We start from the raw sequence: 19,373 nt of genomic DNA on the forward strand, positions 1-19,373 counted from the left end.
TTTTTGAGTTTGTGCATAGCAAAGCCAAATCAAGTATGCTTCAATTTACGGATAAAAAATCACGGAAGATTTAACATTTAATGAAAATCTTCTGTTTTTGGGTAATGATGTAACTATTTATCGGTTATCTGAAAATCGGCCATCAGAATTTACTCTATTTCTTTCGTTTGATTGCGAAAAACCAATTGGCCGTCAAATGCATCGATCAGAATAATGCTGTCGGTTGCAATCGCTCCCGAAAGGATTTCCTTTGAAAGCTGGTTCAAAATGTCCCTTTGAATGACGCGTTTTACAGGCCTTGCGCCAAATTGCGGATCGTAACCTTTTTCTGATAAGTACGCGATCGCTTCCGGAGTGGCATCCATGGCAATCCCTTGTTGTGCGAGCATTTTCGTAATTGACTTCAACTGCAATCCAACAATTTGCTGGATGTTCGCCGATGTTAACGGTGTAAACATTACGATCTCGTCAATCCTGTTGATGAATTCCGGGCGGACGGTTTGTTTCAGCAACCCTAAAACTTCGATTTTTGCCGCTTCAGTCGCTGCTTCAACGCTGCCTTTAAGGTTTTCGAATTTCTCCTGGATGATCCCGCTTCCCATGTTCGATGTCATGATGATGATCGTATTTTTGAAATCTGCCAAACGTCCTTTGTTGTCGGTCAAACGCCCTTCATCCAAAACCTGCAACAGGATATTGAACGTGTCCGGATGTGCTTTTTCAATTTCATCTAACAAAATCACAGAGTATGGTTTTCTTCGTACGGCTTCGGTCAATTGTCCGCCTTCATCATAGCCTACATAGCCCGGAGGCGCGCCAATCAAACGGCTCACGCTATGTCTTTCCTGGTATTCGCTCATGTCGATCCTGGTCATGGCGTTTTCATCATCGAATAAATATTCGGCCAATGCTTTCGCTAATTCGGTTTTTCCGACGCCGGTTGTTCCAAGGAATAAAAAAGTTCCTACTGGCTTTTTTAAATCCTGCAAACCTGCGCGGCTTCTGCGTACGGCATCACTTACTGCCTGGATTGCTTCTTCCTGCCCGACAACGCGTCTATGCAATTCATCTTCAAGTTTCAGCAATTTTTCGCGTTCGCCCTGAAGCATTTTAGTTATCGGGATTCCGGTCCATTTGGCAACGACTTCGGCAATGTCTTCGCGCGTCACTTCTTCTTTGATCAGTGAAGTGCCACCTGATTGGTTTTCTGCCAATTGCTTTTGCAGATCTTCCAGTCGAATTTGTGAATCTTTGATTTTTCCGTAACGGATTTCGGCCACTTTTCCATAATCGCCGTCGCGTTCTGCACGTTCTGCTTCGTATTTAAAATCCTCTATTTCTGTTTTTACGGTTTGGATGGCATCAACAACGTCTTTTTCTGATTTCCATTTGGCAAAAATTTCATTGCGATCTTCTTTAAGATTTCCGAGTTCCATTCCGAGGCCTTTAAGCTTGCTTTCGTCATTTTCACGTTTGATCGCTTCGATCTCGATTTCAAGCTGCATGATTTTGCGGTCTAAAACATCGAGTTCCTCAGGTTTTGAATTGATTTCCATGCGCAGTTTTGACGCTGCTTCATCCATCAAATCGATCGCTTTGTCAGGAAGAAATCGGTTCGTAATGTAACGCTGCGATAATTCAACCGCCGCAATGATCGCATCGTCTTTAATTTGGACTTTATGATGGGTTTCGTATTTTTCCTTGATGCCGCGCAAGATTGAAATCGCACTTTCGGTATCCGGTTCGTCGACCATCACCTTCTGGAAACGCCTTTCGAGCGCTTTGTCTTTTTCGAAATATTTTTGGTATTCATCGAGCGTCGTAGCGCCAATGGCACGCAGTTCGCCTCTCGCCAACGCAGGTTTCAGGATGTTTGCAGCGTCCATCGCGCCATCACCGCCGCCAGCTCCAACGAGCGTGTGGATTTCATCAATAAACAAAACGATATCGCCTTCAGCAGATGTAACTTCTTTTACAACCGATTTCAATCGTTCTTCGAATTCGCCTTTGAATTTTGCGCCTGCGATCAATGCGCCCATATCGAGGGAAAAAACGACTTTGTCTTTGAGGTTCTCCGGCACGTCGCCATCGACAATCCTGTGCGCCAAACCTTCCGCGATTGCGGTTTTACCAACTCCGGGTTCGCCTACGAGCATCGGATTGTTCTTTGTTCTTCGGGTTAAAATCTGCAAGACGCGGCGGATTTCTTCATCGCGGCCAATTACAGGATCGAGCTTGCCGTTTTTAGCGAGTTCGTTAAGGTTTTTTGCATATTTATTTAAAGCGTTGTAATTTTCTTCGGCAGATGCAGAAGTGACGCGTTCGCCTTTTCGGAGTTCGTCAATTGCTGATTGCAAGCCTTTTTCGGTAACACCCTGGTCTTTTAATATTTGTGCGACTTTGCTTCTTGATTTGAAAATGGCGAGGATCAGATGTTCGATCGAAACATATTCATCGTTCATTTTCTTGGCGATGATTTCAGCTTCATTCAGCGCCGAATTGGCATCACGCGAAAGCGAAAGGCTTCCGCCTGAAACTTTTGGGAAGCTTTGAATCGTGCTGTCTAAGATTTGCTGGAACAGCGGCACATTCACATTCAATTTTTTAAGGATAAATGGCGCTACATTTTCATCGACTTCAAAAATAGCCTTGAAAATATGCTCATTCTCGACTTGTTGCTGGCCATAACTCTGAGCGATTACCTGTGCTTGCTGCAAAGCTTCCTGGGATTTAATGGTTAAGATATTTATATTCATATATTTTATTTTAAGTTTAACAGATAAACCATTTGAGTTTTCTAAATTTGATTGGGCTGCTTTCAAATTACAGTCCAATAGGAAAAAACCGACAAAATGTCTGCACGATCAATTTTTTAGCAGACAAAATGTCCTAAACCAAGACAAAATGGGAATATTCAATTTCGGAAACAGCAATAATAAAGGTACGGAATCTTCAAAAATAGGTTGGAACAATTTAACAGATTTGCAACAGTTAAATGAAATTCAGGAAGAATCAAACGAAAAGCCGGTTGTGATTTTCAAGCACAGCACGCGTTGCAGTATCAGCCGTATGGCTTTGAAGCAATTTGAAAATGAATTTGACCTGCATGGAGAAGTGAAGCCGTATTTTTTAAATTTGATCGAACATCGTGATGTTTCAAATGAAATCGCAAACCGTTTTCAGGTTGTGCATCAATCGCCGCAAATTTTATTAATTAAAGACGGAAAATCGGTTTATGATACTTCGCATGACCGGATTGATGCAGAAGTTTTGAAAAGTAAAATCAGCTGAAATTAAACCGGTACGGCAGGAATATAAATATCGAATGTTGCGCCCTTATTTAATTCGCTCGTCGCGGTGATAAAACCATTGTGGTTTTCTACAATTTTTCTTACAATCGTAAGCCCGATTCCGGTTCCTTCGTAATCTTTCTTATCGAGCAGCTTTTGAAAAATCTCAAAAATTTTATCTTTATATTGTAAATCAAACCCGATTCCGTTGTCGCTTACGCTGATATGGCAATAATCGACCGGCATCGGAAATTTCAGCATATTGTCATTTTCATTTTTGATATAATTGCTTTCGATATAAATGTGCGGCGGCAATTCTGGCTTGGTAAATTTAAGTGAATTGCCAATCAGATTTTGCAGCAATTGCTTGAATTGAAACGGGATGATGTATGCTTTTCCGAGTTCAGGCATTTCAATAGTCGCATTTTTTTGCTGCAGTTCTTCTTTTAAAGCAGCCATGACTTCCTTGACAATCTTATTTAGATCGGCATATTCAAATTTTCGCTCTGTTTCGGTAGTTCTTGAATAAGCAAGCAAATCATTGATCAGGTTTTGCATATGGAGCGCTGAATGCTGTGAACGTTCGAAATAATATTTTCCTTTCTCGGATAAATTTGAATATTCTTCGGTCAAAATCCTGTTTGAAAATGCTTGGATTTTTCGCAAAGGTTCCTGAAGGTCGTGACTGGAAATAAAAGTAAATGATTCAAGTTCTTTATTGATAATAAGAAGTTCAGCAGCGCGCTTTTCTTTTTCCTGGTTTTGGAACAGCAACTCGGCATTTGCGGTTACAAGTTCAGCAGCGCGCTTTTCCTTTTCCTGGTTTTGGAACAGCAACTCGGCATTTGCGGTTACAAGTTCAGCAGCGCGCTTTTCCTTTTCCTGGTTTTGGAACAGCAACTCGGCATTTGCGATTACAAGTTCAGCAGCGCGCTTTTCCTTTTCCTGGTTTTGGAAAAGCAGTTCGGCGTTTGCTACAATAAGTTCTGCGGCACGATTTTCTTTTTCGTGGTTTTGAAAGGCAAGTTCAGCGTTGGCAATTATAAGTTCCGCGGCCCGGTTTTCTTTTTCCTGGTTTTGAAAGGCAAGTTCAGCGTTGGCAATTATAAGTTCCGCAGCCCGGTTTTCTTTTTCCTGGTTTTGAAAAGCAAGTTCAGCGTTGGCGATTACCAATTCAGCGGCACGTTTTTCTTTGTCGGCTATTTGAAAAGCGAGATTTTTATTGGCAGTAATTAATGCTGCGGCGTTATTTAATGTATCGTGTTCCTCGTTGATATTTGTTTTACCGGTAGCATTTAATTTTTTTTTCATCTGATGCACTTAGATCCCAAAGATAGTGTAAGTATGGGTAGGTTTTTAGACAATTTGCAATCGTTTTGAGAAGGACAATTTTTTTTCGGATATTTCCAGTTTAACCAATAAAAAACTCCAGTTGTAACACCGGAGTTTTAAATACATCTATATTAGAAAATCTTATTTTCTTACAAACGGCGGCAATAATTTCGTACAAACTTCACCAAAGCCAATCCTTACTTCATTGTTCTTGCAGAATCCTTTGATGGTTACCGAATCATTATCATTAATAAATTTACGATCAGTTCCATCTTTCATTTTAATCGGATTTTTACCGTTCCACGTAATTTCAAGCATCGATCCAAAGCTGTCTGATGTCGGCCCGGAAATCGTTCCCGAACCCATCATATCGCCCGAATTCACTCGGCAACCATTAGACGTATGGTGCGCCAATTGTTGGCACATCGACCAGTACATGTATTTAAAATTTGAATTGGAAACCACGACCGCTTCGCCATTTTCAGGCTCAATCGAAACTTCCAAGCTAATGTCGTAAGCATGTTTTCCTTTTTGCTGCAAATACGGAAGCGGCGTTGGATTTTGTTTCGGCCCTTTGATTCTGAAAGGTTCCAAAGCATCCATCGTTACAATCCACGGAGAAATTGACGTTGCAAAGTTTTTTGCCAGAAATGGGCCAAGCGGTACATATTCCCATTTCTGGATGTCGCGCGCGCTCCAGTCGTTCAGCAACACCATTCCGAAAATATAATCTTCGGCTTCATGAACCGGAATGTTCTCGCCCATAATATTGGCATCTGTTGTAATGAAACCCATTTCAAGTTCAAAATCAATCGACCTCGACGGCCCGAAAACGGGTGTTGTTTCGCCCAAAGGCAAAGATTGTCCCATTGGCCTGTGCACCGGAATTCCCGATGGCACAATCGAAGAACTGCGTCCGTGATATCCTACAGGAATGTGCAGCCAGTTTGGCAACAATGCGTTTTCAGGATCGCGAAACATCATCCCGACATTCGTTGCATGTTCTTTGCTTGAATAAAAATCGGTATAATCACCAATGAGCACAGGAAGCTGCATTTCTACATCTTCAATATGGCAAACGATAATGGTGCGGTGGTCTTTGTTGTCGCGCAATTCAGAGTTTTCAGAGCCAAAAATATCTGCAATGCGGTTGCGCACCAAACGCCAGGTTTTTTTTCCGTCAGAAATAAAATCGTTCAGCGTGTCCTGCATGAACATGTCATCAGTCAGTTCAATGCCTTCAAAATAATTCAACTGCTGCAAAGCGCCCAGATCAATAGCATAATCTCCGATTCTGGTTCCAATGGTCACAACGTCGTCTTTGGTGATGAATACCCCAAATGGAATATTTTGTATGGGAAAATCACTGTCCTGCGGCACGTCTAACCAGGATTTACGATTCGGATTATTTGCAGTTATTGGCATTTTTGGGTTTGTATTTGTTAAAAAATTTCAGTTATCAAATATATCATTATTGATGTATTTAAAAAACGATTTTCGTACTTTTGGAAAGTTTTAACTTAAAATTATAAAATGCAACACGACGAACAAATTTTTGACTTAATTCTTGAAGAACAGGAAAGACAAATTCACGGATTGGAACTGATCGCTTCAGAAAACTTTGTCAGTGACGCAGTGATGGAAGCTGCCGGCTCCTGCCTGACAAACAAATATGCAGAAGGCTATCCGGGCAAAAGATATTATGGTGGATGCGAGGTTGTTGACGTTGTTGAGCAAATCGCAATCGATCGTGCCAAAGCGCTTTTCGGAGCGGAATATGCCAACGTGCAACCGCATTCTGGCTCTCAGGCCAATACCGCAGTATATTCGGCTTGCTTAAAACCCGGAGATAAAATTTTAGGTTTTGATTTGTCGCATGGCGGACATTTGACACACGGTTCCCCGGTGAATTTCTCTGGGAAATTATACACGCCGTCTTTCTACGGTGTTGAAAAAGAAACAGGCCAATTCGATTACGATAAAATTCAGGAAATTGCGACAAGAGAGCAGCCTAAAATGATCATTGCAGGCGCATCGGCCTATTGCCGCGACATGGATTTTGAGCGTTTCAGAAAAATTGCAGACAGTGTGGGCGCGCTTTTATTGGCCGATATTTCGCATCCGGCAGGATTGATCGCCAAAGGTTTGATGAACGACCCGATTCCGTATTGCCATATCGTAACGACAACAACACACAAAACATTGCGCGGACCAAGAGGCGGAATGATCTTAATGGGTAAAGATTTTGAAAATCCATGGGGTTTGACGACGCCAAAAGGAGAAGTCAGGATGATGTCGGCGTTATTGGATCTTGCTGTTTTTCCAGGAAACCAGGGCGGGCCATTGATGCACATCATTGCGGCGAAAGCGGTGGCATTTGGGGAAGCGTTGACTGATGAGTTTTTCCATTATTCGATGCAGGTTCAGAAAAATGCAAAAGCCATGGCCGAAGCATTTATGAAAAGAGGCTATGATTTAATTTCGGGCGGAACTGACAACCACATGATGCTAATCGATCTCAGAAATAAAAACATCACAGGTAAAGAAGCTGAAAATGCTTTGGTAAAAGCCGAAATTACGGTCAATAAAAACATGGTTCCGTTTGACGACAAATCGCCTTTTGTAACATCGGGAATCCGTATTGGAACACCTGCAATTACAACCAGAGGTTTGGTCGAATCGGACATGGAAAAGATCGTTGACATGATCGACCGCGTACTGATGAACCATACCAATGAAGACATTATTGCTGAAGTAGGCGACGAAGTCAATGAAATGATGAGCGAACGCGCGATTTTTGTTTTCTAAAATTCCCCTGTAACAAATACATTGAAACCCGCACCAATCCTGCGGGTTTTTTATTGAACGAAATTTTTTTGAAAATAATCGGTATAATAATTTGTTCGTACGAAAAATTTCCTACCTTTGAAATGTTCAAACAAAATGACCATGGAAAAGAATATGCAATCGGAACCGACAAAATCAGAACTCGAAATTTTACAGGTGCTTTGGCAATTTGGCCCGTCGACCGTAAGATTGGTAAACGACAAATTAAACGAGCAGAAAAGGGCAGTGCAATACACATCGACTTTAAAACTGATGCAGATCATGGCAGAGAAAGAAATGCTGACCACAGATAAGTCGAGCATGAAACACATTTACAGCGCGGCGATCGAAGAGAAAAAAACGAAAGGATTTTTACTTGATAAATTCGTCGATGCGATGTACAATGGTTCCAGCAGCAGTTTAATGATGCAATTGCTTGGAAATAAAAAAACATCACAGCACGAAATTGACGAGATTAGAAACCTGCTCGACAAACTCGAAAACAAATAACCATTAAATACAGCGATTATGGTAAATGATATGTTATTAAAAGCGATTTCATGGACATTGGTTCACTCGGTTTGGCAGGGATTTTTACTGGCATTTTTTGCCGGATTGGTCATTTTACTGACGAAGAAATCAACTTCGGCGCTGCGTTACAATATTCTTGCAGGTTTGTTTGTCGGATTTTTGGTTGTGAGCGGATTGACGTTCAACTATGAATTCCAAAATCAAAATGCAGAGACGATCACGCGGCTAAATTTGCCAGTCCAGGATTTGCAGCTTCAATTCGGGCAAACCGGAGCAACGATTATTTATAGCGATTATTCCCAAATCATCATCGACTTTTTAAACCACAATGCCAACTTCATCGTACTAATTTGGTTCCTTATTTTCAGCATCCGTTGCTTCGGAATTTTTGGAAACCTCAGTTATATTTACAGGATCCGAAATTACAAAACCCAGGCACCATCGCAATTTTGGCAGGATAAAATAGCCGAATTGGCGACGCGCATCAAACTTCACAAAACCATTGTATTGCTCGAATCGAGATTGGTCAAAGTGCCGTCGGTAACCGGATTTATGAAGCCAATGATCTTGATTCCGGCCGGATTATTAGCCAATCTGCCACAAGACCAGATTGAAGCCATTTTATTGCATGAACTTGCACACATCCGCAGAAAAGATTACGCCATCAATATTTTGCAAAGTTTCGCCGAAATCTTGTTTTTCTTCAATCCGGGCTTGCTTTGGGTGTCGTCGATTTTGCGTGACGAACGCGAGAATTGCTGTGATGATATTGCGATTTCGGCTACAGAAAATAAATCTGGTTTTGTGCATGCTTTGGTTTCTTTTGAAGAATACAATCTCAAAAATAATTCACTTGCGATGGGATTTGGTAAAAGTAAAAACCATTTGCTTAATCGTGCCAAACGCATTATTTACGACAACAATAAAACGCTGAATTCGATTGAAAAAACGTTGCTTTCTGTAAGTTTGGTTGCCATTGCAGTAATTTTAGTGGCTTGTTCCAACAGGAAAATGATGGAAATTCCATTTGAAAGCCCAATCAGTTCGCGTACAAATGTAGCCTACGAAAAGCAAATTTTTGAAGCAGATCAGGCTGCAGCCAAAGCAGATTTGTTTGCCCAACAAGCCGATATCCAGGCAGCGGCAGCAGTTTGCAAACCTGAGGAAGCCGATGCCGTTGCCGCACAAGCCGACGCTGAAGTTGCACAAGCGGATTTCGAAACAGCAAAAGCAGATGCGATTGCAGCACAAGCTGATTTTATTGCGAAACAAACCGATGTTCAAGCAAAACAAGCCAATGCACAATTGAAAAGGGTAGAAGCGGCAGCAAAACCGCAAAAAGCAGAAAAAATCAGAACAACCACATCAACCACGACAACAGTTACCGGCGATCAACCTGAAAAAGTCCAACGTTCAGTCGTTCATGTAATAACCGGAATTACGGGCAACGATTTGCCATCAAATATCGATGTCGATCAGTTGACAAATAACATCATATCTGATCTGATTTCTGAAAAGATCATCAACACAAATAACAACCTTTCGTACCTGCTTTCACACGATGCTTTGATCGTGAACGGAGTCAAACAACCGCAAAATCTGCAAAGCAAACTCAGCACGAAATATGTAAAATCGAAAGACATTTCGATTGCTTACAATTACGAATACAACACAAAAACGTCGGCTAAATAATCCACAAAGATTTCAGTAAAATTTTATTCGCCCAATCAGCGAACAGGAATTGTTGTGCTTTCAATCATCAATCAAAAACGAACATCAATCACATGAAAAAAATCTTAAAAGCCATTTTCCTGCTGCTAATTTTGCAATCGGGAATCTTATCGGCGCAGACCGGAAAAATCACAGGAAAGTTAACTTCTTCAGATAAAAAGCCACTGGAATCGGTTTTGGTTTCCTTGCTCAGGGCAAATGACAATTCGCTTATCAAAACCGAAATATCTGAAGCCAACGGCAGTTTTTCGTTTGAATCGCTCGGGGCAAATGAGTATCTGATCGTTGTTGAAAATCCGGGTTACAAAACTTTTCAATCGCAAACCATTTCCATTTCTGCTGGAAAGCCTGAAATCAAATTGGCTGAGGTTGTTCTAATTGCTTCGGAAATCTACAAGCTTGATGAAGTAACGGTGACCAAAAAGAAACCTTTTGTAGAACGGAAACTCGATAAGACCGTTGTGAATGTAGATGCGATGATTTCAAATGCAGGTTCGGATGCGATGGATGTCCTTGAAAAATCTCCCGGAATTACAGTCGACCAAAACGGTACGATTACGTTTAAAGGCAAAACCGGCGTGGTGGTTTTCATTGATGACAAACCTACCTATTTATCAGGTTCTGAACTGGAAGCCTATCTGAAATCGTTGCCTGCAAGCACGATTTCGCAGATCGAATTCATGACCAATCCGCCTGCGAAATATGAAGCTGCAGGAAATGCCGGAGTCATCAACATCAAAACCAAAAAAAGCAAATCGAAAGGTTTTAACGGCAGTTATTCGTCGCGGCTTTCACAGGGAAAAGCAACGCATACGCGCAACGGACTGAACCTGAATTACAAGAATGATAAGATCAGGATTTATGGAAATGCAAATTATGCGACCCAGCAATTTTTAACCGATTTGTACATTTTCCGGAATTATAAAAACGAAGATCAAAGTACGAAAGCGCTGTTTCACCAAAACACGCACATGGACAATACGGTGAATACGGCAAATGGAAAAATCGGGCTGGATTATTATGCTTCGGAGAAAACCACTTGGGGCATCAGTTTTACGGGATTGGCGAAAAATGGAACGGACAAATCTGATGGAAGCAGCCGGTTGACGAATGCTGCTGCGATTTTAGATTCGACAATTATTGCGGATAATAAGGAAAAAAAGAAATTCAAAAATGGCGGAGTAAATCTGAATTTCAGCCATGATTTTGACACGATTGGGCGAAAATTTTCAGCAGATCTGGATTTCCTGACGTATTCTGACAATACCGATCAACGTTACAGAAATTACATTTATCAGCCCGATAATTCGCTCAGCAGCAGCGATGAATCGACCGGAAAACTGCCGTCAAAAATCAATATTTATGCCTTTAAAATGGATTACAGCAATCCGTTGAAAAAGGAAGGTACGATTGACGCGGGTTATAAAATCAGTTATTCCAAAACTGATAATGTTGCTGGTTACGCTAATGTTTTTGGCGATGTTTCGATTCCGAATTACGACAGCAGCAACCATTTTAAGTATGATGAAATGATCAATGCGGTGTATGTGAATTTCAGTAAAAGCTTTGGAAGGTTTTCATTTCAGTCGGGTTTGCGTTTGGAAAATACAGTTTCAAAAGGCAACCAGCTTGGGAATATCATGAAGGAAGCTTCGGTTTTTAAGAAAGATTATACGAATTTGTTTCCGACATTTTATGCGATGTACAAACTCGACTCATTAGCTAATAAACAGGTTGTTTTTTCTTTTGGAAGAAGGATTGACCGGCCATATTACCAGGATTTGAATCCTTTTTTGAGTCCACTTGATAAATTCACATTTTATGCGGGAAACCCGTATTTGAATCCGTCTTTTTCGAATAACTTCGAATTGTCATACCGATATAAAAGTTTGTTCAGTACGACGCTGACTTACGGACATACAAAAGACAATATTGACGAAACCATCGAGATCAACAACGGCATTTATTACAGCCGTCCGGGAAACATTGGCAAAAGCCAAACCTGGAGCATTAATGCCGAATCAGAATTTGAAATTACAAAATGGTATTCGGCAAACGTATATTCAGAAGTTACGAACCTGAGTTACAAAAGCAAATTGTATACGGAAGAACTCAATACAAACGGTACTTTCTTTTTTGTATTGGTCAACAACAAGTTTAAATTTGGGAAAGATTGGTCGGCAGAATTGTTTGGCAGGTACATTTCAAGCGTCGAATCTGGTCAGGTGACGACAGACCCGAAAGGCACGGTGAATTTTACGATCCAGAAGAAAATCTTAAAAGGTCAGGGAAGTCTCAGGCTTGGCATAAATGATATTTTTTATACGAATATCAACAGCGGCGTGATCAACAACCTTAAAAACACATATGCCGATTATGACAACCGCGGCGATACACGTTTTGGCGCACTGACTTTTACGTACAGTTTCGGTAAAAGTTTTGAATCGAAAAACAGCCAGGAACGAAGCGGTGCGGAAAGCGAACAGAACCGAGTGAAAAATTAAACTAAATTTTTTTTGAAATTTTACCATTAAGGGATTAAGAAAATTAAGCGTTGCGCCTTGCTTAATTTTCTTAATCCCTTAATGGTTTGATTTTTTTTAAGGGTTTATTTATTTATAACCTACATCGAAATCATTTAAGGTTAATGCGAATACATTATTGTTGCAAAATATATTGAATAAGAAAATTTACAACTACCTCACAATAAAAAAATATTTTGGCACTGAATAATTTGAGCCGTATGCCTTTTAAAAAAGTGTAAATTTGCAATCGGTTTTTTCATTTCAAAATTCAAATCTTATGTCAGTATTACGCCTGCAATTGCCAACCGATCCGCGCTGGGTCAATATCGTTGAAAAAAACATTGAAGAAATCCTGACGGATCATGCCTGGTGCGAACAAAAAGCAGCTTCGAATGCGATCACGATCATTACGATTAATTCGGAATACCCGGATCTGGTAACCGATATGCTGGCTTTGGCCAAAGAAGAAATCGAGCATTTTGAAATGGTTCACGAGATTATCAAAAAACGCGGATTGAAACTCGGCCGCGAGCGCAAAGACGAATATGTTGGTGAACTCGCCCAATACATGAAACGCAGCAACACCGGAAGCCGTGTGTCGGGATTCGTAGAAAGACTGCTGTTCTCTGCGATGATTGAAGCAAGAAGCTGTGAACGTTTTAAAGTGCTTTCAGAAAACATTCAGGACGAAGAATTATCAGCATTTTACCGCGAACTCATGGAAAGTGAAGCCGGGCATTATACTACTTTTATTACGTATGCACGCAAATACGGACACGGAATTGACGTGGAAAAACGTTGGCGCGAATGGCTCGATTTTGAAGCATCGATCATCGAGAATTATGGCAAGAGCGAAACCATCCATGGATAATTTAAGCAAATTTTAAGATTCATAAAATCATTTATGAAAGCAATGATATTGGTTAAAAATCAGCTTTTTACGCTGAATTACATCTACTGACCGTTTATTTTTGTTGAATAATCGTCAAATATTTTTACGCATATATAAATTTTCGAGTATATTTATACAATTATTGTAGAACATTTATAATTTGCCTTTTAATGAAGCTTTACATAAAATATGACGGTATTGTAGCCTGCAGGGTCATTTTGCAGGAACAATTGGAACGGCTGGAAGTAAAATACCAGCTTTTGGATCTTGGAGAAATCGAGATTAGTGAAGAAGTTACGGAAGAAACTTTTGCCGAGCTTCAAGAATCACTTAACAAATACGGGATTTTCATCCTCAACAACCAGAAAAGCCAACTGATCCAGCGCATTAAAGATGCAATCGTGGAAATGGTTTATGAAAAAGACAAATTGCCAACAACGACAATTTCGCATTATTTATCTGAAAAACTGAATTTTAGTTATGGATACATTGCGAATATTTTCTCGGAATACACGTTTACTTCCATTGAGAATTTTATTATCATCCAGAAGATCGAGCGTGCCAAGAAACTCATTGTTGAAGAAGAATTAACATTAACAGAAATCTCATACAAACTCAATTACAGCAGCGTTGCCCACTTATCGAGCCAGTTCAAAAAAGTAACCGGACTGACACCCTCCATGTTCAAGAGGATCATCGACAAGCGCCGTTTGCTCGTAAACCAGGTTGAATAAAAAAGACAAAAATAACCCCACCCATGATTACACACAAAGATCCGATTCAAATATTCCTCGCGGATGATGATGAAGATGACCGCAACTTTTTCTCTGAAGCCATTACTGAGCTTAAGATGGAAAACCGGGTCACAACGTTCAAAGACGGAAAAGACCTGATGGATTATCTCGAAAAACCAGATTCCAGGCTGCCGCACATTCTTTTCCTCGATTTGAATATGCCTTGCAAAACAGGGTTCGACTGTTTAAAGGAAATCAGGGCAAACAGCAGGTTTAAGGATATTTCGATTGCGATTTATTCGACTTCTTCGTCTGAAAAAGACATTGAGGAAACTTTTGTTGGCGGTGCAAACATTTACATTAAAAAACCAAACGACTTTTCAAAACTGAAGAAAGTGATAAAAGATGTCGTTAACATTAACTGGCAATTCCATTCTTCCGGACTTAATAAAGAAACTTTTTTCTTTAGTATTTAATGGTTGAAAATAATGAAATTTCCGAAGCTTTATAAAAGCACCCAAATCTTCAAAATAGCATTGGTCATCGCGATTGTCGTGATTGGCTACATTGCTTCGGTGTTTTGTTCGAAGATGAAAAGCCTCGATGCTTCGGTAGAACTGATCGCCACTTCAAACCAAACGCAGCTTGAACTCGAAAAACTGCTGTCGATCATCAGCAATTACGAGACAAGCCTTCGCAGTTACATCATCACAAAAGACGATGTTTATCTTAAAGACCGTTTCCTAAGCCGCGGAGAAATTGCGCTTAATATCAAAAAATTAAAATTGCTTACTTCTGATAATCCAATCGTAAATAAAGATTTGGACAGCTTGCAGCGTATGTTTGATCACCGGTTTAAGCTTTTTCGTGAAACCCTGACCATTGCAAAAAGTAACAATTTCGATAGGAACGAACTTAATGAAGCGCTGCTCAAAAGCACGAATTTCACGAATCAGATGCGCGCTTTCGTTTATAAACGCATCAATACCGAATCCCAAAAGCTCAAGAAACTCAACGACAACCACCAGTTTGAACTCGAAGATTCGATCGTAAGCGCCTTTTTGCTCGTTCTTTTATCGCTGCTGATTTTGCTGTTGTCCTTCAACAAAATGCGCGTTGACATCCATGAACTTAAAAAAACCAACGACGAACTCAAATTCCTGAACCATTCTTTCAACAATGCCGAGAAAATTGCAGGTTTCGGGCATTGGAAATACAATTTGGATACCCAGAAATATACGTTTTCAGATAATTACTACAGGTTGATGGGCGTGGAACCGCAGGAATTTCAGTCCAATCTCGAAAATGCAATGAATTTTATCCATCCCGATGATGCAGAATATGTACTGAAAACACACAAACAATCGCTGATTGACCATCAATCCACCAATATCATGTTGCGTTACGTTTTGAAAAGTGGCGAGATCAGATACATTAGGTCGGTTGGAAGTTTTATGCGAAACAGCCTTGGTAATTTGGTTAAAGTTGGCGTGAATTATGACATTACCGAACAATACCAGAAAACGCTCGAACTCGAAGAAAGCAACAAACACCTCAAAGCGATCAACAGCGAACTCGAATCGTTCAATAATATCGTAAGCCACGATTTGCAGGAACCGATGCGCAAGATCCAGATGTTTATTTCAAGGTTGCATGAAAAAGAAGCCCATGTGCTTTCGGATCAGGGGAAAGAATATTTCTCGAAGATCAACCTTGCGGCAAACAGAATGCAGACTTTGATGATCGACTTGGTAAATTATACGCGAACGATCAAAGGCGATAAAGTGTTTGTGAAAACCAGCCTTGAAAAAATCCTCGATCAGGTTCAGGCCGATTTATCCCAGAATATTGAGGAGAAACAAGCGAAGATTACGGTTAAAAATCTTCCGGTAATCCAGGCTATCCCGTTTCAGATGGAGCAGCTTTTCATCAATCTGATCAGCAATTCATTGAAATACAGTAAGGAAAATGTTGTTCCGAAAATCAGCATTACAGGAGAAAAAATCAATGGCAGCGATCAGTATGAAGACATTTCCATATCGGATAAAAAATGCTATAAAATTGTAGTTTCAGATAACGGAATCGGATTCAAACAGGAATATGCCGAAAGGATTTTCATGCTCTTCCAGCGCCTCGAAACCGATTCGAAATATACCGGAACCGGGCTCGGGCTTGCCATCTGCAAAAAGATCATTGAAAACCACAACGGTTTCATCAAAGCAAAATCAGCTCCTGGTGAAGGCACGAAATTCTTTATTTACCTTCCGAAAAATAGTTAAAAATGATTGTCATTGCTGAAACAAACGATTACGAAACCATCCGAGACATTGCGCATAAAACCTGGCCGCTGACTTACGGATCAATACTTTCAAAGGCCCAGCTCAATTACATGCTGGAATTGTTTTATTCGGCGGAAGCCCTTCAGATAAATGCTAACGAAAAAAACCATCATTTCCTGCTGGTAAAAGAAAATAAAGAAGCATTGGCGTTCCTTTCATACGAACATCAATACCAGGAAAGACCGATTACACGCATCCATAAAATTTACATTCTTCCTGAAACGCAAGGAAAAGGAATTGGGAAATTGCTGATCGATTGTGTAGAAGCTTTGGCCAATGAAACAAAATCTGAAAAGCTTTCATTAAACGTAAACCGATACAATAACGCGCAATTTTTTTACAAAAAACTGGGTTTTGAAATTGTTGCCGAAGAAGATGTGAAGCTTGATCACGGTTACCTTATGGAAGATTACATCATGGAAAAACCGCTACTGGGAAAGTACTAAATCGTGTTTGAAAAGCAAACCTTTGACTTCTGCTTTTGAAAAAACGGCCTTTTTAATTTTTGTTTTTTCAGGGTCGATCGTATAATTGCGGCTCGTGAAGAAATCGGCTTTGTTGGCGATTGCTTTTCCAAATTCACTTCGGTACAGATCGCAATTGTCGAATAAAACTCCGGTCAAATCGGTGCTCATGAAATCGACTGCGACCATGCTGCAATCTTTAAAAGTAGTTCCTTTAATTTTTAGCGTATAAAATTTTGACAAATCGAGATTGCAGTTGTTGAAATGAATTTCGAAAATGAGTTTGTCGCACATGGCAAAATTCACTTCCCGAATCTGACAATAGTTAAAAGTCACCGTCCTGAAAGCGACAAAATTGATTTTAGCTCCGCTGAAATTGCAGTCATTAAAAATGCAATCGATAAAAGTCACGGCTAAAAAAGTGCAGGCGCTAAAATCGCAACCGTTGAATGTGCAGCCTTCAAATTCCTTAAAATTGGCGTCGGATTCACCATAAATAATGGCATCGTAAATGGTTTCTGCGAAATATTCGGGGACTGTTCTCATGGGTTTTACAAAGTAACAAAATTTCGGGCTGGGAAATGCCAACTTTTCGCAGCTTGTTAATGTTGATTTAAAGCTGCATTTTAAGTCGGAAAAATAAAACCAAACCGTTAAATTTACACTCGGAATTTTTCCAGGCCGACTTCTAAAAATACCGTTCTATCTATGGATACAGAAAATCCTCTTCCGCCACCGACAGGCTTCTTCGGGAAAAATCCATCTTTAAAAATCAGGGAATTCCAGACTTATCTGTCGCTGCGTTTCGGGCTGATCTTTGCGCTCAACATGCAATCTACAATCATCTATTATTGGGTATACCATATTACGAATGACAAGCTGGCGCTGGGTTTGGTTGGGCTTTCTGAAGTGATTCCGGCGATTTGCTGCTCCTTTTTTTCCGGACATGTCGTCGATCAGAACGAAAAGCGGAAAATGGTATTGCTTTGTGTGTTGGCCTATATTTTTATTGGCGGAGGCCTGCTTTTTCTGGCCTTGCCGGTAACCGAATCGCATCTCGATGTTTATGATATCGTGCATTTGGTGTATTTCTTTGTTTTTCTTGGCGGGATTTTACGCTCGTTTTATGCGCCTTCGATGTTTTCATTATTCGGATTGGTCGTGCCGAGACCGCTGTATCCAAATGCTACCAGCTGGAGCAGCATGGCGTGGCAGGCAGGATCTGTCGTTGGGCCGCTAGTTGCTGGTTTCCTGATTGCCTGGCACGGCATTCCTGCGGGATTGGGTGCTGTTTTGGGGATTGAACTGTTGTTATTGATCCCGATTTTGTCCATTGGCGTAAAGCCGATCATGAAAAAAGAAAAGGAACCCGTTTTGCAGAGCGTTACCGAAGGATTAAAATTCGTATGGAAAACGCCTGCACTTTTATCGGCGCTAAGCCTTGATATGTTTTCGGTATTGTTTGGCGGTGCGGTCGCATTGCTGCCGGTGTATCAGAAAGAAATCCTGCACGTTAATGAAATGGGCTTTGGGATTTTGAGGTCGGCGCCTGGAATTGGCGCGCTGCTGACTCTGGGATTGCTGGCTTTTTTACCCTTGAAAACCAGACCCGGAAGGAAATTATTTATTTCTGTCGGATGTTTTGCTTTGACGATCATTATTTTCGGGATTTCGACAAATTTTTACCTGTCGTTTTTCATGCTGCTTTTATCAGGAATGTTTGATGCCGTAAGCGTTGTCATCAGAAGTACGATTTTGCAATTGGTTACCCCGGATCACATGCGCGGACGTGTATCGGCAGTCAATACGATGTTCGTGAGTTCATCAAACGAGCTTGGCGATTTCGAAAGCGGGTTGATGGCGCACTGGCTTGGAACTGTAAAAGCCGTTGTTGCCGGAGGCTGCATTACCCTTGGTGTGGTCGTGACAACTTATTTCAGGGCGCCACAATTGCGAAATTTTACGTTTGACGAAGACGAAAAGAAAAACGAAGGTTAACGAAATCCCCAATATTCAAGAAGTTCAGCATCGTTTTTTGCTGCCAATTTTAAGATGCGGATAATTTGTGCTTCGACGATAGCAAGCAATTGGGAAACATCGGTTAAATCGTCACTTATATTTTCGGTATTGAGATGCAAAATGTTCTCAAGATCTTTTTTAACCCAATAAACCTGGAGCAATTGTTCCTGAAATGAAGTAGGGAATAGGTTTGATGTAAAAGGATTGTCAGAAGACAACACCATTTCTGGATTGCCTTTGTAAGGGAAATTTTTCATTGTGAGAGTTGATTTAGGGAAAAACAAATGTACGCTTTTAGGTTTATTTTTTTGGATTGATTTAGTTAAAATTCTATTAGATATGTTGATGGTACAACTATTTTTGAATCAGTTATTAGTAAGATAACTTTGAGCATTTAAACAAATCACAAATAATCAAACTAAAAATGCTATAAATGCGTATGGTTATATGTTTATATTTTTTTGAAGGCGAATAGTTTATTTTGATTGAGTTTGACTTTATCAACAATTCCTACAAATATTTAAAAAACATTGAGGAAGTTGATTGTAGGACGGATTTGCAGGTTATTCATCGGGAATCATTAGTTTTTTCAAGAAATAATTACTTTATTTGCATGGAAAAATGGAGTTGGGTATCACCGCTTTATAAATATTTAAGCGACGAACTACAATTTTTATCCAAATCTATAAC

The 19,373-nt window shown here is 40.3% G+C and carries 16 protein-coding genes; 11 read left to right on the forward strand and 5 right to left on the reverse strand.

All coding sequences use genetic code 11. The annotated features are described in order from the left end of the window. Window positions 1-149: 149 nt before the first annotated feature. The gene (clpB, locus tag BLS32_RS08400; protein ID WP_091394714.1) at window positions 150-2,756 is read right to left on the reverse strand and encodes an ATP-dependent chaperone ClpB; all 2,607 of its coding nucleotides are present in this window, start codon (window positions 2,754-2,756) and stop codon (window positions 150-152) included. A gap of 148 nt (window positions 2,757-2,904) precedes the next feature. Between clpB and ytxJ the strand changes: the two genes are divergently transcribed. Next, a complete protein-coding gene (gene ytxJ, locus BLS32_RS08405) occupies window positions 2,905-3,291 on the forward strand; it encodes a bacillithiol system redox-active protein YtxJ (RefSeq protein ID WP_091393989.1) in 387 nt (128 codons plus the stop codon). Window positions 3,292-3,293: 2 nt separating this feature from the next. Here ytxJ and BLS32_RS08410 read toward each other — a convergent pair whose 3' ends face one another. Continuing rightward, window positions 3,294-4,601 carry a sensor histidine kinase gene (locus BLS32_RS08410; protein ID WP_091393992.1) on the reverse strand — a complete coding sequence of 436 codons (1,308 nt, stop codon included), beginning with the start codon at window positions 4,599-4,601 and terminating at the stop codon, window positions 3,294-3,296. A 162-nt stretch (window positions 4,602-4,763) separates the two neighbouring features. Continuing rightward, the gene (fahA, locus tag BLS32_RS08415) at window positions 4,764-6,047 is read right to left on the reverse strand and encodes a fumarylacetoacetase (protein WP_091393994.1); all 1,284 of its coding nucleotides are present in this window, start codon (window positions 6,045-6,047) and stop codon (window positions 4,764-4,766) included. Window positions 6,048-6,155: 108 nt separating this feature from the next. On the opposite strand from fahA, the gene glyA reads away from it, so the two are divergent. The 9 genes from glyA (at window position 6,156) to BLS32_RS08460 (ending at window position 16,646) form a co-directional block, all read left to right on the forward strand. Further along, window positions 6,156-7,430 (forward strand): serine hydroxymethyltransferase, encoded by a 1,275-nt coding sequence (gene glyA, locus BLS32_RS08420; protein WP_091393997.1) that lies wholly within the window; start codon window positions 6,156-6,158, stop codon window positions 7,428-7,430. Window positions 7,431-7,571: 141 nt separating this feature from the next. Continuing rightward, window positions 7,572-7,958: a BlaI/MecI/CopY family transcriptional regulator gene (locus BLS32_RS08425; RefSeq protein WP_245699368.1), complete on the forward strand. Its 387-nt coding sequence runs from the start codon at window positions 7,572-7,574 to the stop codon at window positions 7,956-7,958. Between the two features lie 18 nt (window positions 7,959-7,976). Further along, entirely contained in the window at window positions 7,977-9,671 is a 1,695-nt protein-coding gene (locus BLS32_RS08430) for a M56 family metallopeptidase (protein ID WP_091394000.1), read from the forward strand. Window positions 9,672-9,763: 92 nt separating this feature from the next. Then, entirely contained in the window at window positions 9,764-12,214 is a 2,451-nt protein-coding gene (locus tag BLS32_RS08435) for an outer membrane beta-barrel protein (RefSeq protein ID WP_091394004.1), read from the forward strand. A gap of 298 nt (window positions 12,215-12,512) precedes the next feature. Beyond that, window positions 12,513-13,106, forward strand: a complete 594-nt coding sequence (gene miaE, locus BLS32_RS08440; RefSeq protein ID WP_091394007.1) for a MiaE family protein — start codon at window positions 12,513-12,515, stop codon at window positions 13,104-13,106. Between the two features lie 191 nt (window positions 13,107-13,297). Continuing rightward, window positions 13,298-13,861, forward strand: coding sequence for a helix-turn-helix domain-containing protein (locus BLS32_RS08445; RefSeq protein ID WP_091394010.1), 564 nt, complete (start codon window positions 13,298-13,300; stop codon window positions 13,859-13,861). Window positions 13,862-13,884: 23 nt separating this feature from the next. Beyond that, window positions 13,885-14,337, forward strand: a complete 453-nt coding sequence (locus BLS32_RS08450; RefSeq protein ID WP_091394013.1) for a response regulator — start codon at window positions 13,885-13,887, stop codon at window positions 14,335-14,337. A gap of 12 nt (window positions 14,338-14,349) precedes the next feature. After that, window positions 14,350-16,140 carry an ATP-binding protein gene (locus tag BLS32_RS08455; RefSeq protein WP_091394016.1) on the forward strand — a complete coding sequence of 597 codons (1,791 nt, stop codon included), beginning with the start codon at window positions 14,350-14,352 and terminating at the stop codon, window positions 16,138-16,140. Window positions 16,141-16,142: 2 nt separating this feature from the next. Beyond that, the gene (locus BLS32_RS08460; RefSeq protein ID WP_091394018.1) at window positions 16,143-16,646 is read left to right on the forward strand and encodes a GNAT family N-acetyltransferase; all 504 of its coding nucleotides are present in this window, start codon (window positions 16,143-16,145) and stop codon (window positions 16,644-16,646) included. On the opposite strand, the gene BLS32_RS08465 is transcribed toward BLS32_RS08460, so the two are convergent. Continuing rightward, window positions 16,629-17,210, reverse strand: coding sequence for a pentapeptide repeat-containing protein (locus BLS32_RS08465; protein ID WP_091394021.1), 582 nt, complete (start codon window positions 17,208-17,210; stop codon window positions 16,629-16,631). The two genes, BLS32_RS08460 and BLS32_RS08465, sit on opposite strands and share 18 nt — an antisense overlap. A gap of 162 nt (window positions 17,211-17,372) precedes the next feature. Here BLS32_RS08465 and BLS32_RS08470 point away from each other — a divergent pair, with 162 nt between their 5' ends. Next, window positions 17,373-18,662, forward strand: a complete 1,290-nt coding sequence (locus BLS32_RS08470; RefSeq protein WP_091394024.1) for an MFS transporter — start codon at window positions 17,373-17,375, stop codon at window positions 18,660-18,662. On the opposite strand, the gene BLS32_RS08475 is transcribed toward BLS32_RS08470, so the two are convergent. After that, window positions 18,659-18,940: a hypothetical protein gene (locus BLS32_RS08475; protein ID WP_091394028.1), complete on the reverse strand. Its 282-nt coding sequence runs from the start codon at window positions 18,938-18,940 to the stop codon at window positions 18,659-18,661. The two genes, BLS32_RS08470 and BLS32_RS08475, sit on opposite strands and share 4 nt — an antisense overlap. Window positions 18,941-19,373: the final 433 nt, after the last annotated feature.

This window comes from Flavobacterium noncentrifugens (genome assembly GCF_900100375.1).
Lineage (GTDB): Bacteria > Bacteroidota > Bacteroidia > Flavobacteriales > Flavobacteriaceae > Flavobacterium > Flavobacterium noncentrifugens.

Coding starts and splice junctions, on each gene's coding strand:
- clpB (WP_091394714.1), bottom strand. CDS start 2,756: ATGAATATAAATATCTTAACCATTAAATCCCAGGAAGCTTTGCAGCAA.
- ytxJ (WP_091393989.1), top strand. CDS start 2,905: ATGGGAATATTCAATTTCGGAAACAGCAATAATAAAGGTACGGAATCT.
- BLS32_RS08410 (WP_091393992.1), bottom strand. CDS start 4,601: ATGAAAAAAAAATTAAATGCTACCGGTAAAACAAATATCAACGAGGAA.
- fahA (WP_091393994.1), bottom strand. CDS start 6,047: ATGCCAATAACTGCAAATAATCCGAATCGTAAATCCTGGTTAGACGTG.
- glyA (WP_091393997.1), top strand. CDS start 6,156: ATGCAACACGACGAACAAATTTTTGACTTAATTCTTGAAGAACAGGAA.
- BLS32_RS08425 (WP_245699368.1), top strand. CDS start 7,572: ATGGAAAAGAATATGCAATCGGAACCGACAAAATCAGAACTCGAAATT.
- BLS32_RS08430 (WP_091394000.1), top strand. CDS start 7,977: ATGGTAAATGATATGTTATTAAAAGCGATTTCATGGACATTGGTTCAC.
- BLS32_RS08435 (WP_091394004.1), top strand. CDS start 9,764: ATGAAAAAAATCTTAAAAGCCATTTTCCTGCTGCTAATTTTGCAATCG.
- miaE (WP_091394007.1), top strand. CDS start 12,513: ATGTCAGTATTACGCCTGCAATTGCCAACCGATCCGCGCTGGGTCAAT.
- BLS32_RS08445 (WP_091394010.1), top strand. CDS start 13,298: ATGAAGCTTTACATAAAATATGACGGTATTGTAGCCTGCAGGGTCATT.
- BLS32_RS08450 (WP_091394013.1), top strand. CDS start 13,885: ATGATTACACACAAAGATCCGATTCAAATATTCCTCGCGGATGATGAT.
- BLS32_RS08455 (WP_091394016.1), top strand. CDS start 14,350: ATGAAATTTCCGAAGCTTTATAAAAGCACCCAAATCTTCAAAATAGCA.
- BLS32_RS08460 (WP_091394018.1), top strand. CDS start 16,143: ATGATTGTCATTGCTGAAACAAACGATTACGAAACCATCCGAGACATT.
- BLS32_RS08465 (WP_091394021.1), bottom strand. CDS start 17,210: ATGAGAACAGTCCCCGAATATTTCGCAGAAACCATTTACGATGCCATT.
- BLS32_RS08470 (WP_091394024.1), top strand. CDS start 17,373: ATGGATACAGAAAATCCTCTTCCGCCACCGACAGGCTTCTTCGGGAAA.
- BLS32_RS08475 (WP_091394028.1), bottom strand. CDS start 18,940: ATGAAAAATTTCCCTTACAAAGGCAATCCAGAAATGGTGTTGTCTTCT.